This window comes from Anaeromassilibacillus sp. SJQ-5 (genome assembly GCF_054108045.1).
Genome location: NZ_JBPJWQ010000001.1, coordinates 2,005,257 through 2,022,578 on the forward strand (window position 1 = coordinate 2,005,257; position 17,322 = coordinate 2,022,578).

The following is a 17,322-nucleotide window of genomic DNA, read 5'->3' on the forward strand; positions in this document are numbered from 1 at the left end:
GCCTAATCCATCAGTTCAGCACGCTTCCGTCTACGACCCAATATTTGCGCATCGTCACTGAAGAAGCATCGACGTATATGGCAGCTTCTGCATCCTCGTCGATATTCACATCGTCGTTACCTAAATGATTGTTGCGTAAAATCGTTCCTGCTTGATGCTTCATCAGATGGATTCCACCGACCTCTTCGTCCGGTGATATTGTGTTTTCGTATACCAAACCATCGATCCATCCAAAATTGCTTGTTTGCGTAACGGCCCAGCTATCTCTTTCCGGTGTTCCTAGAGCCATTGCGTAACTGCTCCCTCCGAGAACATTCAAGTCCCGGCTCCAAACAAGGTCGTTGACAGAATTGTTCCGGAAAAGGATGCCCGACATCGTTGCACCGGTTTTTGGTACAGTATCTCCGCTGCCGTAATAGAATACGCGCAATCCAAAACCGTTTTTTACTTTTTCAGCTGCATTATGATCAAATTTTGCCCATGCCAGAATATCATAGAGATTCTGGCCATTTTTCTGTTCCACAATAGAGTATAGGCCGACCGGTGTATTCATATAGGAATATGTATTGGACGACACCGTTAGATTGACCGTATTACACGGACCGCCGATTCCGCAGGAAGCGTTCATACCGTCTGTAACATTTGTAAACGACATCTGCATATTTTTGTACACCACAATATCGCGATAGAATTTTCCCGCAACAAAATAACTGGTCTCGTCCGGCTGAATCGTCCATGGTTCGGAGATCGTAACGGTCTGGCCTGAAACGGAGGTGATCACGCGATACTGGCGTTTGCCCTGACCGGACAGGATACCGATCATCCGATCCTTACACAAGCCCGAAACATCGACATCGTCCGCAAAGGTAACGCTCATGGGCGTGGAACTGACAGCGTTCGCCGAAACAAGTGTTGCACCAGATTCAAACAATATCTGCTCTCCAAGGTTGTTGTTTTGATTTCCGATGCACTTGGTATCATTCTTGGCAATATAGACGTTCCATGTTGTATAATTACCTCCGGCCATACAAATAGCACGCCCAAAGGTTTCATCTCCTACGGCATAAGCCTGCTGTGGATCTGTCAGCGCATCGCGGCCGTAAATCTGATTGCCGCTAATATCCAATTTTTCGTTTCCGCATATCATAATGGCACACGGTGCATTAAATTCGCCAGCAATTGAGACCCAATTGCCGTAAAACTGATTACTCTGGATAAACATACGCGAACACACGCTCATATTTAAGGCATCGGCACAGGTAAACGTATTGTTTTGGATGCTGATCCCGTCCAAATACGTGATCTTGATCGCATTCGACGGATATGAGATTACCGTTGCCGTTCGAGACTGCTCAAACGCGATGCGTTCTATACGGCACTCTTCAAAGCGGAAATTGATCTTTCCGTTGCTGTTGATATTGCCTGATGCATTTGCAGCCAAATGAACCCGAATAATTTCGGCTGGGGCCTCTGTATCACTTCGTATGCGTGTATCCACAAAAGCAAGATCGCGAAATGAGGTTGGAATCGCCTGAGGCGAGTTATAATAAAACGCATTTTGAGTGAGCGGAAAATTGCTCCCGATGCTGATTGTGCTGGCATCATTTCCTGCACCGAGGAAATGAACGGATTTCGAAACTACTATTCTCTGTGTAATACGATAGGTGCCTACAGGAAAATATATTGTATCCCCACTGTCAGCAGCTTCAATGGCGGCCACGATTGCAGGCGTATCATCCGCCGCGCCGTCTCCCGCCGCACCGTAGTTCATCACATTGCGCACATTTGCAGATGACGTCGTCGCTATACCGCTGTAGGTAAACATTGCGGGCTCGCTCCAACCGTAATTGCCTCCATGACCATTATGCAGCCAGATCTGATAAACAGCCCCCGCCTGTAAACCGGACGGAACCACAAATGTCACCTTATAAGGATCTGCATAATTGACAGCTGCAGAAATCGAGGGTTCGCTGTCTCCGGCATCTGCGCGACGAAGGTAAACATAGCTTGTACCCTCCAGATTATCGGTCGTCAGATTATTCCCGTAAATCGTGATCGTTTCGCCGGCGGAAGCATTATCCGCACTGAGCCATGTTACACGAGGCGCGTTAATGCGGACGGGGCGGCTGAATCCAACGCCATTTTTGATGTACAGAAGATACATGCCATAGGGCATAGACGCAGCCATTGTTGCCGTAAAACCGGTTGGCGATCCTCCCGCTACAGCAGCGCGATAAAACGTTCCGTCCTGAACATTCGTTTGCGCATAGACCCAAACTTCAGGTGTATCACCAGCGGTGAAGTTGCTCCCTTCAACTGTAATACTCTGATCGGGATCCGCCTGATCGGTAAAGCCGCTGATAACCGGACAGCCTTCTGTGCCCACTGCCAATGATGGCGGGCAGTAGAAGTCTCCGGGAGCAGCCGTGTTTTCCGGTAGCGGAAAGTCATAGCTTGGATAGAAGATTGTCACATCAGAAGAACTGTCTGTACGTCGGATTGCGGTCTTTGAAGGATCATATTGTCCGGCCCGTGTATAATCCGTAAGCGAAACACCTGTGCGACCATCGGAAAATACGGCTGCAACATTAGCCGAGCCGACAAAAATAACGCTTCCATCGTACAGCCAGTTAAACGCTTGCCCGACCACCATACTCGCTGGTGCTGACGTCAAATCCACAATACGCAGATTCGGGCAGTTGCTGAAAGCAAATTGGCCGATTGCGGAAAGCTGTGCAGACTCTATCACTACCTTGGTCAAATTCTGCGCCGAAGCTACGAAACTGGCACCTATCTCCGTAACGGATGGCTTGAGAACAAGCAGAAAACCGCCATTGTCCCCCGCACGCCCTGCCAGACGCCATGGATTATTCTCACCGGCGGGAGAGGTCATGGTGCAAGCCGGTGCGGAGGAGGTGATGACCTTCTCCAGCGCAGATGTCCCGGCAAAGGCCGCTATGCCGATCGAATCCGCAGCCGTCAACCCGCTCCCCAGCGTAATCTCCTCCAACTGTGTACAGTTCTGAAAAGCTGCTGCACCGATCGTATTTACCGTATCCGGAATTGCCATGCGGGTAAGGCCAGTTCCTGCAAAGGCGGATGGCCCGATCGTCGTTATCCCGGCCGGAAGCTGTACCAAACGAATTTCCGCTTCGTTTTCAAAAGCAGCCGTTTTAATGATGTGCCCGTCGCCGGTGACAATCAGGGAGCCATCCGAATACAGCGTAGCTTCCAGGCCGGTTCCAACCGTTTCTTCGGGATATGTCTTAACAACATTTGGTGCTTCTCCTGGCGTGAAAATAGCGATTGCCATTTCTCCAAGGATCTGCGATATCGTATCTACATCTTCAGCTTGTGTTGCATAACCAATAAAGGAGTATCCGTCTTTTTCCAGAAGCGGTAGCCGCCCGTCCGTGTACTCGATATCAATCTGCGCACCCCGACATACGATTAAACCAGTTCTGGAAGCGCAGTAGTGGCCGTTCCCGTAGCTACGTGTATTGTTTTCACTTCCGATGAACATGCTGGCGATATCCCGTGAAGAAAGATATACCACGCTGTTTTCGCCAATGTCCTGAAAAAGGGCCTCGTTGTTCTTGGATACAGATTTGACAGCCGACATATCAATAATTTTCAGATTGCGTGAACTGGCAAAAGGTCGGCCATTAAAAGAAACCGTATCGGCCATCATCCTTACACAAACAATATTGCTGTTTTCGGCAAAATACAGATCGTTAAATTCGGATACTTCCTCACCGAAAACGACCGTCAGGCCGCCATTAACGGCTGGTCTTCCAGCCCCGTAAAGCAGCGAGTGTGCAGGGCCGGCCGCGCCGCTCATGGTGAAATGAAACTCAACATATTCCAAAGCACTTGTCCCGTTCAGAAAATTGCTGCTGTACAGAGTAACGTTTTCTTCGTCGAAAAAGGCTGGAAAGATCAATCGCTTCAACTTACGGCAATTTTTAAAAAGTGAATTTCCATAGGTTGTGATCGTAGAGGGGAAAGTAAACTCTTCGATCGAAGACTCCGCAAATGCACCGCCCAGCAAAGTAACTATACCGGTCGTTCCGGAAAAATCGATGCTTTTTAAGCGGGCATCGTCTTTCAAAGCCATACTTAACGAGAACGAGCCATCTGTAGCTGTACCGGAAAGCACCAGCTTGCCGTCGCTATAAAGAGTCCCATCAATTCCGGTATTATTAATATTTGAGTAGTTTGCAATTGCAGCGACAGAAAACGAAGCAATAATAATACGACCGGGTATGACAGCCGTTACAAAAGTCACCGAATCAGCCAGAAAATAGCCGTCAAAAACATAACCCAATTTTGAGACGGACGGCAGTAAGGGAGCCGTCATATCCTGCGCGACCGCGCCATTCATTACAACAATGCCGGTGCGTAATGAGCAGAAATGTCCGTTGCCTGTTGCAGCCACATTGGCTGTATTTCCGGAGAACATCTGAGCGATTGAAGCTGTGTCAACATAAATGATGCTGTTTTCGCCGATATTCTGAAAAACGCCTTCTGCACAGGAGGTTATCGCTTTAACGGCTGTCAGATCAATTACCATTAGATTCTGGGCGACCGCAAATGTCTGTCCATTAAAGCTGATCGTTTCCGCCTGAACGGTTACTTTAACAATATTGGGATTGGCACACAAGTACCGATCCCCCAATTCAGCCGCATGAGGGCCAAATACGACAGCTAAGCCTCCGTTCTCCGCGGAACGTCCGGCATTTTTCAAAAGGCCGGCATTATTCGATACATCTCCCATGCAAAAATCGATCGTCACCTTTTCAAGCGCCGATGTACCCTTGAGCATATCGGTATAATCCAGCACTGCCGTTTCCGCATTCAAAGATGAAGGGAACCCCACTTCGCGCAGATGCACACAATTTTGAAATAACGCTCCGCCAAGATTTGTCACAGACGAAGGTATCGTCATGGATTCCAAATAGGAACCGGCAAATGCTCCTTCGGAGAACCTATACAAGCCGGTTACCTGTTCAAAATCCAGGCGGCGCAGGCGCGGCTCATTTTTTAGTTCGGAACTCAATGCAAAACTGCCCTCTACTGCCGTTCCGTTTAATACCAAGACCCCGTTTGACAAAAGGGTACCATTGAGGCCAGTGCCGGCAATATTGATGTAAGTTTCAACTACACCGATCGAAAACGAAGCCTCCGTTATCTTACCAACAGCCACTGCGGTCACTTGTGTACCGCCGTTGTCCGTAAAATACCCGTCGAACAAAAATCCATCTTTTGATAAGACCGGAAGCTGCGGAGCAGTCAGCTCGTCGGCTTTCCCGCCGCTGAGCACTACCAGCCCGGTTCTTGAGGAACAATAATGCCCGTTGCCATAATCGCGCGTGTTGTTAACACTGCCTATCAGATTCTCAGCAAGCGACCGTTCAGATAGATATACTACGCTGTTCTGAGCAATATCTTGAAAAATGGATTCATTGTAACGTGTAATCTCTGTTACCGCAGATAAATCGATTACCTGCAGATTAGCAGCACTGGCAAACGGCCGCCCACGAAAGCTAACCGAAGAAGCGTCTACCTTTACACGAGTGATCTGACTGTTATTGGCAAAGTACAAGTCGTTGAATATGGTTGCATGCTCACCGAAGGTGATAGAAAGTCCGCCTTGCCCAACTGGACGGCCGGCATCGCCCAAAAGCCCGCTTCCGGCTAAGGTGCTGTCCATGACAAAGTCAATCGTCACGCTCTCAAGTGCTGTTGTCCCCTTTAAGAAATTCGATGTATATACGGTTGCATCGTTTTCGCCCAAAAAAGCGGGAAACTCTACACTTTTCAGATGCGTGCAGTTTTGCAGCAAACCACTCCCCACAGTTTTTACACTTTCAGGAAAATCGAAACGTTCAATACTGGCTCCGGCAAAGCCGCCGCCGTTCAGAGTGACAATACCCGTCGTCGCGCTAAAATCAACATACTTTAAGCGAGTATCCGCCTTTAACTCACTGCTTAACGAAAAATTGCCGTTTTTGGCATTACCGGACAGTACCAATCTTCCGTCGCTGTACAATACACCGGATATTCCGGTTCCGTTGATATTCGTAAACGTATCCAACTCCGCAATTTCGGCTCGCACTACGAGCGCAGGGAAAATAGCTAGTACCATCGCCAAAGACAAGCAAATAGATAACGCCTTTCTCAGTAATCGCATAGTAGTCCCTCCCTCTTTTTTTGAACTCGCGAGAACAATCACAATGTACACCAAATCGCTCTTTACAGAGACCATATTATTCTATAGGAGCGTTTTCCTCATCAAAGGCGTATTGTATTTCTTTATCCAAGATTCGGATGCCCAGTAAGCAAGCCGAAAGGTTGTCTGTATATTCAGCCAGAAGAAATGCGTGATCTGTATCCTCCAGGCGATGTAAATGACATGGTCTCCCCAACTGCTCCATTCTCGCATGAAACCGTTCAGAATGAAGGAAGCTAACGCAACGGTCATTAGCTCCGTGAATCAGCACCACCGGACAGGTGCTCGCCGTGATTTGCTGATCAGGCGACAAGAATTCCGCCCTTTTCTCGATTGATAATGAGGCAAGCGCGCCATTATCCGGATACTGCGGCACATAAGCGCTCCACCCCAGATCGTTAGAAAGATCGGTAATGGCATTGACCAGAAAGACCTTTTTAAATTGGTGCGTCGGTCGGTAATGAAAAGTAGCCAACGCGCCGGCAAGCCAGCCGCCGGCCGACTCCCCCAGCAGATAGATATTCTTTTCATCGATACCATTTTCGGCCAAGTGCCGCAAGACATACTCTACCGCATCATAGCAATCTTCATACAGATCGGAGAGCTGTTTTCCCGCCGCCTGAGCATATTTATCCGCCAAACGGTAGTCTATGCTTACACAGACGAACGAGCGATCGGCATAATACCGCGCCAGATAGCCGAGATGGTCGCCGCCCCATCCTGCCTGATCGGCAAAGATCTTTCGACTGCGCCATCCACCGCCATGCACAAACAGAAAGGCCGGATACCGCCTGTTCGGCTCAAAATGCGGCGGATAAAAAAAGCTCAGATGTATCGGTTCATTATCTACGACTTTATAGGTTACGGTTCTGTCGCCTGTATGTCCGGCTATGTACGGTGCCAGATCCAGCGATTCGTCTTTCAGAATATGTTCGATCACCATTTAGCCTCTCCTCCAAGCTCCCTCACAGCATATACGGTTTACCGTATATCGTAATCCGGGTGTCCTTTGCTTCCTTTCCGTTTGCATGAACCGTTATATTTTTTCCGCGAATCCGTATATGCAGCAGGACGCCCTTCCAAAGCAGCCTAAAGCTCAATCCCTTCCAACCATCGGGCAGATGCGGCGCAATATCCAACGTGTTTTCGTCATAGCTCACACCGGCAAAACCGAATATAACCGTATTCCATGATCCACCGTTAGCGGCTGGATGCGTACCGCCGATATACAGCGTTCCAAGATACTGCCGTGTCGCACCGGTCAGATCGACCGTTGCCGTTTTCATAAAATACCGGTACGCCCAATTCGGATCGCCAACATTGGCTGCTACAATCCCGTAAGCGCAGGCGCTCAGACTTGAACCGTGTTCTGTATACGGCTCATAAAAGGCCCAGTTGGCTTTCTTAACCTTTTCGGAATATTGGCGGCGAAGCACACTGAGCATCATCACAACATCTGCCTGTTTCAGTACACGTGTCGTAGTCGCCAGTCCATGGCCGCATCCCCAGTATTCGTTCGGATCGAGCTCGCGTTTTTTGAGTGCGGCCGGCCGAACATCCTCCAGCGTATAATAATCATCAAACTGTTCAATCAGATTGTTTTCATCCGGATTCGGCACATACAGCTTTTGAGCAAACTCTTCGGTCCATGATACATCATGTTCTGTGATAAAATCTGCATAGCCCTCACGGTCATGTATCTTAACCCAATCCAGCGCCAAAAGCAGGATCGACGCCGCGTGCTTAACCATAGCGTTTGTGTAAGCGTTATTATTCACACGCTCATGGTATTCATCCGGGCCCACGACATCCAGCAGCTCATAGCGCTGTTTCTGCGGTTTGTAATACGCATAGCTGTAGAAAAAGCGAACGCATTGCCAGATCACTTCCAGCCCGCCCTGCATCAGGAGTGAATGGTCTCCGGAAATGCAGCAGTATTCCCACAAGCCATATACGACGTCCGCGCTGATATGAATCTGTTTATCCCGGAAATAGGTACGCAGCGGTCGCTTCGTAAAAACATCGGTTATGTTGAACAGCGTACAGGCATCGTCGCCGGTTTCCTGACTCTCCCAGGCATAAAAAGCGCCGCCGCAGTGAATTTCGGCCGCTTTGCGCTGCGCGCCGGGGAGCGTATGGATGCGATACTGTACCAAGCGGCGGGCGACCTCGGGATCGGTAAAATCAAAAAACGGCAGCATGAACATCTCGGTGTCCCAGAAGGATGCGCCCTTATATACCTGGCCGGAAAGGCCGCGCGCCGGTATACCACACCGTCCGCCCCCGCGCGGAGCAATCGCGTTCAGATGATACAGGCTGTACCGCAGCGCGAACTGAGCTTCATTATCACCATCAATGGTAATGTCTGCACGATCCCAGACTTTCTCCCAGGCCAGGCAGTGCGCCGCGCGCAAACCCTCATAGCCTATAGCTGCCGCAGCTGCAAACGCCCGATCTGCCGCAACCGTATCTTCTCCCCAATACACAGCGCAGATCTTTTCAATAACGAGCGACCGGCTGCCTCGCAGCGTATGCAGCCAGCAGCCATTTTCCTGCTTCGCCGCGCTGCAGGCAGCGCCGTCCATACATATCGTTTCGTAAACCGAGAGAGGAATCCGATTCTCCAATGTCCGGAAATTCCAACGGCTCACGTTATCCGCAAAATGGTAGAGCCCCTCATTCAGATGAGGGCCATTGATATCCCAGATACAGCCGTCAAGGCCGGTTTTGAGTTCGATAACAACATCTGTATCGGCCGTCACCTCATAGCGCATAGCCAGAATATGTTCATCGGCCAGACTTGCAAAGCGCTCGGCGCGCACGCTGACCGCCGTGCCGTCATGCAAAACAAACACTGTCTCACGGCTGTGGAGCGCGTGAAAAAAATCAAGCTGCTGACGGTGTGTGCGGATCGGCAAACAAAGTACATCCAGCTTTTCCTTGCCGATCCTGGTATATGTATAAAGTGGATTCGGTGCATTGACCGATTCACGCCAGGAGTCTCCATTGCGATCAAACAGGCCGGCGAGATTCAGCGCCGTCAGCTGCGGCGCACGGAACTCTTCCAGAGTGCCGCGATACCCCATGTATCCGTTGGCTACCAAAAAGCGGCTGCCATTCTGCTCGATCGCCGTTTTGTCGAATTCGGTTTCCTCGATCCTCCACGTTTTGCTTATCATGGCAGTATCCCTCATACCCGCATATAAATTTCCCCCCGGCATCCGGGCCACAAACGGTGCCGGGGGGGATTCGAACATTATCCTTTAGTCAGAAAAGCAAATTTGTACAACCGCGTCAATATTTCTTTTTCCGCAGGAGGCTAGCCCCGCCGGCGGCGGCAATCGTCGCGACAAACGGCCACACAGCCAAGGCAACACCAGTGTTCGGCGTGTCAGGAGCATCGGGCGTATCCGGCGTGCTCGGGTTGCTAGGAGTGCTCGGGTTGCCCGGGTTGCTAGGAGTGCTCGGGTTGCCCGGGTTGCTAGGAGTGTCAGGGTCCTCAGGTTCCTCGCCGTCCATCTTGAGAACGATCTCCTCGCCGGTCTTAAGATCCCAGAATTTGGTGCTGTCCTCGCCAAGGCCGTTCGTCCGAACAAGGCGCAGGTTGCGAAACTCCGTGTCACAGTCGTTAAGAGGCGTGTTAGTCTGGATGCCGATATAATAGTAAGGCTCCGTTTCGTCTGCAGCTAGTCCCTTCATAGCCGAAATCACACTCGTGTTCCAGCCGTCGTCAGTGGTGGCGGCATTATACAGAGTGTTATAAGAGTCGGTCACCCAGTCGCCTTGGCCGCCCTTGCGCTCCTCCCGCATATGCACCATAAAATCGCTGCTCTCGCCGCGCCACTCATAGATGATGGCGAGATAGTCGCCCTCTTTCGTCAAATTATTCAGGGTGAACGGATACGAAGCAAAGCCTGCATACTGCGCGTTGGCCTTGTTCAGCTTAATGTAGTTATAGCCATCCGCTTTGTGGATCGAGCCGATATCGGTGGTCTTAGTGACCGTCACACCGGCCGGAGCCAACCACGACCAATAGCGCAGACCCTCGGAGAAATCCAGATTATGCGGCCCCTCAATCTTCTCATAAGTGCTATTGAGCACATTACGGCCGGCATCGATGCCCTCATCAAATGTGCCATAGGGATCGGACGGCGCAACAGTGATCTCCTCGCCCGTCCTGAGATCCCAGAATTTGGAGGAATCCTCGTTGGTCTTGACCACACGGATATTCTTTATCTCGACCGTGGAGGCGTTTTCGACCTTTTCGTTGGTTTCCTGAATATATACAAGATAACATGCCGCTTTGTCTGCCTGGCTCACCGTACATACGCCCTGTGCAGGACTGACCGCTGTGTTCCAGCCATCAGCCGTTTCCGCCGTAATCAAATCCGTAGCATCGTTCGAGGTTACCCATGTTTCAGCAACTCTCGCCTGACGCAGATGAATGCGGGCGTCCAGCTTTTCACCGCGCCAATCAAAGAGGAGCGCTACGCGGTCGCCGTTTTTAATAGTATCGCCAAGATAGAACGGATAGCAGACGATACCCAGATTCACGGGATTTTTGCCATTCATCTTGATATAGTCAAAACCGTTCTCGTTGTGCAGCGAAACAGACGTGCTGGCATAGTCCGCCTTAACGCCGGCATCGATGTTCGTCCAGTAACGCAGGCCCTCGGAGAAATCGAGGTTCTTCGGCTCTTCCAGCGGCTCATAGCTGTTCTGAACCTGGCCTCTGCCGGCGTTCATGCCATCCTCTTTTGTACCGTAAGCATCTTCTTCCGCTGACGCGAGCAAACCAATGGAACACAGCGCCGTGATCATCAGTGCCACAGATAATGCGATAGACAAGAACTTTTTCACAGGTAACTCTCCTTTTCGTTTTAAAATGTGCATTGCAGAGCTCGCCGAAGGAATGCCTTTTTGTTTTCCCCCCTTCCTGATATTTTCTGGCAGGAGCATCTACCATCTTTTTTACTCCGTCCCGTAGACTCAATTCATATGGATCGGAGCGTAGCCCGGTTTTTCAATATCGACGATTTCCGTCACTGGGCCAGAAGCCTGATTGCCGCGTAATACGGTGTTCCCTTGATGACGGCAAAGGATGATGTTATGCTTTGCGCAGTTAATGAAGCGGTTGTTCTCGATCAGCGAGGCATTTTCCCATGCGCCGTTCCATGTGACTGTCGGCTGAACGTTCGTATAGGTATACATTCGCGTACCAAGCTCGATCCCGACACCGCCCAGCGTTCGGCGACTATCGAAGTCGAAGTCCATCATGTTTTTGAACTCATTGCCTCGTATCGTCACACCATAGCTGGTATACATGGCGATCTCGTCTGCATTTTGTGCGATCATATGCGACAGCTTGAACTTGATGCCGACCGAGCAATCCTCGATCTTGTTGTTGTCCACGGTCGTCCAATAGACGCCGTTTGTCATCTCCACCTTGCCGTCACACTGGAAATGCGAGGTCAGGCACACGCCGTTAACCATGTTTTTGAACGTGTTGTTTGTAATAAAGGTGTTGTGCGTATTACCGTACACCTGCACACCGCAGGTGGCCGTATACGCCTTGTTATGATTCTTAAAGCCGTCGATCGTATTTGCATGGATCGCATAGTTATCAAAACCGGCTGTAATCAGGATGGTGCTGGTGTTGTCCGGCACAATCACCCATGGTTCAGACAACGTGATGCTCTTGTTCTTAGCCGTCTTAATATGGCGGGTTTGCCCGGCGCCTTTCCCCTTAACAATCGTGACGATATAGTTTTTCTTCAGTGCTTTCACATACGGTGCAGTTATAGTGGTTTCGGTTGCGGACGTGATCTTTCCGAAATATAAATCTTTAATACCCTCCAGCATGATCTGCTCACCCGCATTGTCGTTCGGCAGGCCTGCCCGCGTGATCGTGTTATGTGAGATATACTGATTACGGTTAAAGCCCTGGATGGCAAACGAGCGTCCGACCGTAAAATCGTTAGAACTGAGTTCACCGCTGTTATCCGTCAGCAGATCCTTGCCATAGATCTTGTTGTTCGACGCGTCGAACATCTCGGTATCCCAGATCAGAAACGTGTTCTGATCGTAGTATTTCCCGCAATAGAATACACCGCATATCTCGTTGTTGCGGACGATCACCTTCTGCATAGACGAGGTGAACATAACCGTGGTGGCCTCAAAATAGTTGTTTTCGATCACGACGCTGGCTGCGGCACGCGCCTGGATCACCGCATACTTGGATCGCATATTAGCACGGGTACCCTGCACAAAACGGCAGTCATGAATATACAGATTGGCGCTTTCGCTGACCGTCATATCGCCGTAATAATCGATGAATCCGGCCTTAATTTGTTTAGTTGTACTGACATCCTCAAAACCTAAGCTGGAAATTTCCGTGGGGCCGACCTTGATCTTAAAGATACTGGTATCTTTCAGTGCGGAGCCCATGACGATCTTACTTTTCTCTGCCCCGTCGCCCTTCAGACGGATACCGACCGGCACGGTGATAGACGATTTGCACAGATATGTTCCAGCTGGGAAGTAGACGGTGTCCCCGTCTGACGCCGCATTGATCGCTTTCTGGAGTGCGGCGCTGTCGTCGTTGGCCGCATTGGCCGGATCGGCGCCGTAGGCGGTTACATTCAGTGTCTTGCCCGTAAAGGCATTAACCCTGGCGGCATAATAGGTGATCGTTTCTGTGGCGTCCGCCCAGCCCTGCTGACCGCCGTGGCCGTTGTGCAGACGTACCGTATATTTCTTGCCGTCCGCCAATCCGGTTGGGATCTTGACCGTCACCTTGTATGGATCCGCAAAACGCACCTCCAGCTTACGCCATCCGCCCTCGTCGTTGACGAGATACGCGTTTGTCGAACTGCCGTTTCCGGTGGTCAGGTTTTCCCCGTACAGGCTGAATTCATCACCCGAATTCACCGCTGTCATGCCAACCCACCAGACGAGCGGGCGGTTCACATAGGCGAGGTTGCTGGTGCCGTTCGCATTCTTTACATAAATGCCATAGATGCCATACTTAAGCGACGCGTCAACCGTGACGATCATCGTATTATCATCAACGGTTTTCATCGACGCTTCATATGTCTTGCCCGCTGCCGAGCCGTTTTGTGCGAACACATACGCCTTGGTTCCGGCAGCGGAAAATCCGCTGCCGGACACCGTCACGCTGCTACCGGGCGAGACCTGCTTGCTCAGTTGGGCGATAACCGGGGCATTTGCGCCGGAACGTTGAATGTTCGGCACATCATATTTATCGCCAGGAGGGGTTAGAGCGGCGTTCGACCATAGCTTTGGATCGTCTTTGCCGATTTGGCCACTCGATGTCGTAGAGCTGTTGCTTGGCTTTTGGCCGCTGCCTGATCCGGTCGAGGGCCGAACGCTAGGGTTGCCCGTAGAATTTCCTCCGCTATCCTCTGTAAACGATTGGGCCGTGTCAGAGGATTCCGGCAAAATGCCGGTCGGTTCGACAATCACCGAGCTGTCGATGCTGACCGCAGATTCGTTGGGGGGCTTGCGCCCTTGACATGATGTTGCAGACAGAAGCAGCAACACTGCCGTACTGATAGCGGCAATACGTTTCATAAATCGTAGCCCAACCTTTCTGTGAATGAACTCATTTCAATTCGGATGCTTTATCGAGCGTTTCCTCAATCAGGCGGTTGACCTCGTTGCGATAGTTATTGATCGTCGCATTGACATCCGCGCCACCCGCGATCTCATGTGCAATCTTTTCGTTTACGATATTGCTGTAGCCATAGCCGCTGGAGTTTTTGAAACCGACATAAGGCAGATAGCCGTTCATGGCAAACAGCTTATCGATCTCGTTGCGCACCTCGACCGGCAGCTGATAGCCGCTCCCCTTGACATCTGTGTAACGGCTCTCAAACAGTGCATAGCACGCCGCCACCGACGGATCGGCACCCTTGGTCGCGCTGTAGCCCTGCGGTGCATGGCCGGGATACTTCTTGCTCTTGTTCATCGGGGCATACGGCATCGGAACGGTGCCCAGATTTTCCACTTTACGGCCAAAGGCGCTGGAGGTGCGCACATTGTTGGCCAGTTGCTTATATGCATCCGTCACCTGCATCGAGGTATAAGCACGCCCCGATTTAAATGGATCCCCGCCAGAGGCGAACATCGATATCGGGTTTTCTCCTGTCAGGTTTTTCTGGAACTGCGTGACAGCGGATACAAAGTCGGCATTTGTCATTGTTTCGGTCAGCACACCGTCCTTAAGCGTGATCCCGGAAACGGTGTTCAGGCACAACCAGTTCATCAGCTCATCGTTATGGAAAAAGAACTGGTTGTTGGACACATCGGTGACCATATAGGCCATCTCGAGGAACTTCTCCCATGTCCACTGCCCCTTCTGATACAGCTCCCAGGGATCGTCCAGTCCGGCCTCCTTAAACATCTTTTTGTTATAGTAAAGCACATATGGATACACGCTTTTCGCACTGCCAAGCGCATAGTAACGACCGTTCCACGCAAAAGCATCGCATACCGCCTTGCTCAGTCCCCAACGCTCGGGATTAGAGGCGTCATACATATCCTGCTTGGCAATTTGCCCTTCCAGAGGCTCGTAAAGATTGGCAAAGATCGTTTGCGGGAAATACCGGCCGTGGTTGGCGATCACATCGTATGGCGTGCCGCTGGCGATTGATTTGGCGACAGTCTCGTTCATTTCTGCCGGCACAACGTCAATCGTCAGGTTCGCGTTGTGCGCCTTATTAAACGCCGCGACCTTGCGCTTGACAACATCATCCGGCGAATACCAATAAAGGAACTTAAAGGTCTTGCCGCCGTAATTTTTACCTTCCAGTTGAGATTTTTCTATCGTCGGCTGCGTCGGAGGTTTGATATTCGCCGTCGGAGGCTTGATAGTTGTCGTTTTCGAATTGCCAGACCCTTTGCTGCCGGAATTTGTCTGACCGCTGGTCGTAGCATTCGTTTCGGAATTATTATCCCCGTTCTCTGACTCTGTGGACATCCCCTCGGAAACTGCCGATTCGCTGCCTGAAATATTAGCCGTCGAGTTGTTTGATACTGTGCTCGTTCCGTCATCTGGATTCTTATTGCCCTGACAGGCAACCAAAGAACCGAGCATTGCCACAAGTACGAATGCACTAATAATCTTCTTTCCCATAGTCATGATCCTTTCTTAGTTATGTATTTCAACAGCCCAACTGTTAAAACCTTAGCCCACAATCCCCGTGCGTTCTACACTTTCGGAAAACTGCTTCTGTATGATAAGATAAACGAACAGCGGTGCGGCAATGGACAGCAAACCGGCCGCCGCAAGGATAGCCTTGCTCTCCTGTGCTGAAAACAATACATTACCTGAGTCGGCGAGAAAGGTATTGCGCAGCAGTGCGATTTGCGCCGCCAGCGGCTTCAAATCGTCGGTAAAGAACAGCGAACTGAAGAAAGAATCGTTCCAATACCAGACAAAGGAGAAGACCGCAACCGTGATAATCGCTGGTGTAGCCAGCGGCAGCATGATGCGGGCATATGTGCCGAACACGCCGCAGCCATCAATCTTGGCCGCCTCCTCAAGCTCCTTTGGCTGGCCAAGAAAGAATTGACGGAAAATAAAGATCGATAAACCGGAACGGATACCGCTGGCAAAAACCGCTGGCAGGATAATAGACACCGGAGAGCCTATCAGATTCAAGCTGTCGATATCCGTCAGCGGTTCAAAGGCTGAAATGATACCGAGCGGATCAAAAAAGCGGAAGTTCAGGAATACCGACATAGAAGTCGTCTGAGGCGGTATGATGATCAGTATCAGCACCAAAGCAAAGGCCAGCCTTTTTTCCAAAAACTCAAATCGTGCCAAGGCATATCCGGCCATCGCACAAGAGAACAGGGTCGCCAGTGTACCGAAAACAGCGATCGCGGCCGTCAAGGCAAATGACCGTCCAAAATCCAGCATCTCAGCAGCGCGCGCGAAGTTCTGGGCCGTCAGCTCACGTGGTATCCACACGACCGAAGGATCTTTCAGTGATTCCGGCGTCTGGATAGAAGCGATCAGCAGATACAACAGCGGAAAGAGGAACAAGTAACAAACACAGGAAACGAAAACAAAACGTACAATACTAACACAGATGCGAACGCCGACGCGTTTGGCATGATATGCATTTAAAGAATTTTTCACCCAGACGCGCCTCCTAAAAGTATTTTTTATTTAGCCTTAAGAAAATAAGCCCCACAGCTGCGATGCAAATACTGATAAGCACAAAATACGCCCAGGCCATCGCTGCGCCGCTGCCAAAATCAAGTTCCGTCACGGCGACCATTACTTGATTCATCGCCTTATTATTCGCGTCCGTAAACGAATCTACAATCGTGTATACCGTGTTCACCAGCATGATCGGAAGCGACATGGGCAGCGTAATTTTGAAAAAGTCATCCAGCTTTGTCGCCCCCTCCACCGAAGAAGCTTCGTAAAGTGAGGCCGGAATACTTTGTAGCCCGGCCAGGAACAAAACGATCTGCACACCGCTCTTCCAAAGCATATTGAACATACTGTTTGCCAGCGTCGTAAAAAAAGAAACAACTTTTGCGTTCATACCGGCATCCACCAGCAGCTGCTCGATGCCGACGTCGTATTCTATCTTGCCGCCAGCAACTACGCCGCCGCTAAGTGCCGCGCTAGCGACCACGTCGTTTTGGATGATCGTGATAACCGCACCGGAAACGACAACAACCGGCAGAAAAAATATTACCCTTACAAGGCCGCATCCATGAAATTTCGAATTGATCAGAAGTGCCAGGAAAAGCGATATGAACAAAATGGACGGTACTTGCCAAAGCATATTTCCGACTGTAGTAAAAAGGTTTAAGAGGAAATCCGGATCCTCGTTAAAAATCTTATTTAGATTTTTTATTCCCGTATAGGTCATGTCATAGCCGCCGTATCGGATCGAAACACTGTTGAAGATAAAGATAAACGTCTCGATCAAAGGCTTCACCGAGAAAAGAATAAAGCCCAAATAAAAGGGCAGCATGAATACGCGTGCATAAATGGCTTCACGCCCTTTTAATGTGATGCGCGGTTTTGATAATGATTTTTTCAT

At 50.3% G+C, this 17,322-nt stretch carries 8 protein-coding genes; all 8 read right to left on the bottom strand.

The window, feature by feature from the left end; genetic code table 11:
* Positions 1-10 precede the first annotated feature (10 nt).
* Complete coding sequence (locus ACSAMM_RS08540) at positions 11-6,193, bottom strand: leucine-rich repeat protein (protein WP_457791055.1); 6,183 nt, start codon at positions 6,191-6,193, stop codon at positions 11-13.
* Positions 6,194-6,269: 76 nt separating this feature from the next.
* Positions 6,270-7,175, bottom strand: coding sequence for an alpha/beta hydrolase family protein (locus ACSAMM_RS08545; protein WP_457791056.1), 906 nt, complete (start codon positions 7,173-7,175; stop codon positions 6,270-6,272).
* 22 nt (positions 7,176-7,197) lie between these two features.
* The gene (locus ACSAMM_RS08550; RefSeq protein WP_457791057.1) at positions 7,198-9,411 is read right to left on the bottom strand and encodes a glycosyl hydrolase family 65 protein; all 2,214 of its coding nucleotides are present in this window, start codon (positions 9,409-9,411) and stop codon (positions 7,198-7,200) included.
* A gap of 115 nt (positions 9,412-9,526) precedes the next feature.
* The gene (locus ACSAMM_RS08555) at positions 9,527-11,092 is read right to left on the bottom strand and encodes a hypothetical protein (RefSeq protein WP_457791058.1); all 1,566 of its coding nucleotides are present in this window, start codon (positions 11,090-11,092) and stop codon (positions 9,527-9,529) included.
* A gap of 129 nt (positions 11,093-11,221) precedes the next feature.
* Positions 11,222-13,825, bottom strand: coding sequence for a glycosyl hydrolase family 28-related protein (locus tag ACSAMM_RS08560; protein ID WP_457791059.1), 2,604 nt, complete (start codon positions 13,823-13,825; stop codon positions 11,222-11,224).
* 31 nt (positions 13,826-13,856) lie between these two features.
* The gene (locus ACSAMM_RS08565; protein ID WP_457791060.1) at positions 13,857-15,389 is read right to left on the bottom strand and encodes an extracellular solute-binding protein; all 1,533 of its coding nucleotides are present in this window, start codon (positions 15,387-15,389) and stop codon (positions 13,857-13,859) included.
* A 51-nt stretch (positions 15,390-15,440) separates the two neighbouring features.
* Positions 15,441-16,400 (bottom strand): carbohydrate ABC transporter permease, encoded by a 960-nt coding sequence (locus tag ACSAMM_RS08570; RefSeq protein ID WP_457791062.1) that lies wholly within the window; start codon positions 16,398-16,400, stop codon positions 15,441-15,443.
* A gap of 13 nt (positions 16,401-16,413) precedes the next feature.
* Complete coding sequence (locus ACSAMM_RS08575; RefSeq protein ID WP_457791063.1) at positions 16,414-17,322, bottom strand: carbohydrate ABC transporter permease; 909 nt, start codon at positions 17,320-17,322, stop codon at positions 16,414-16,416.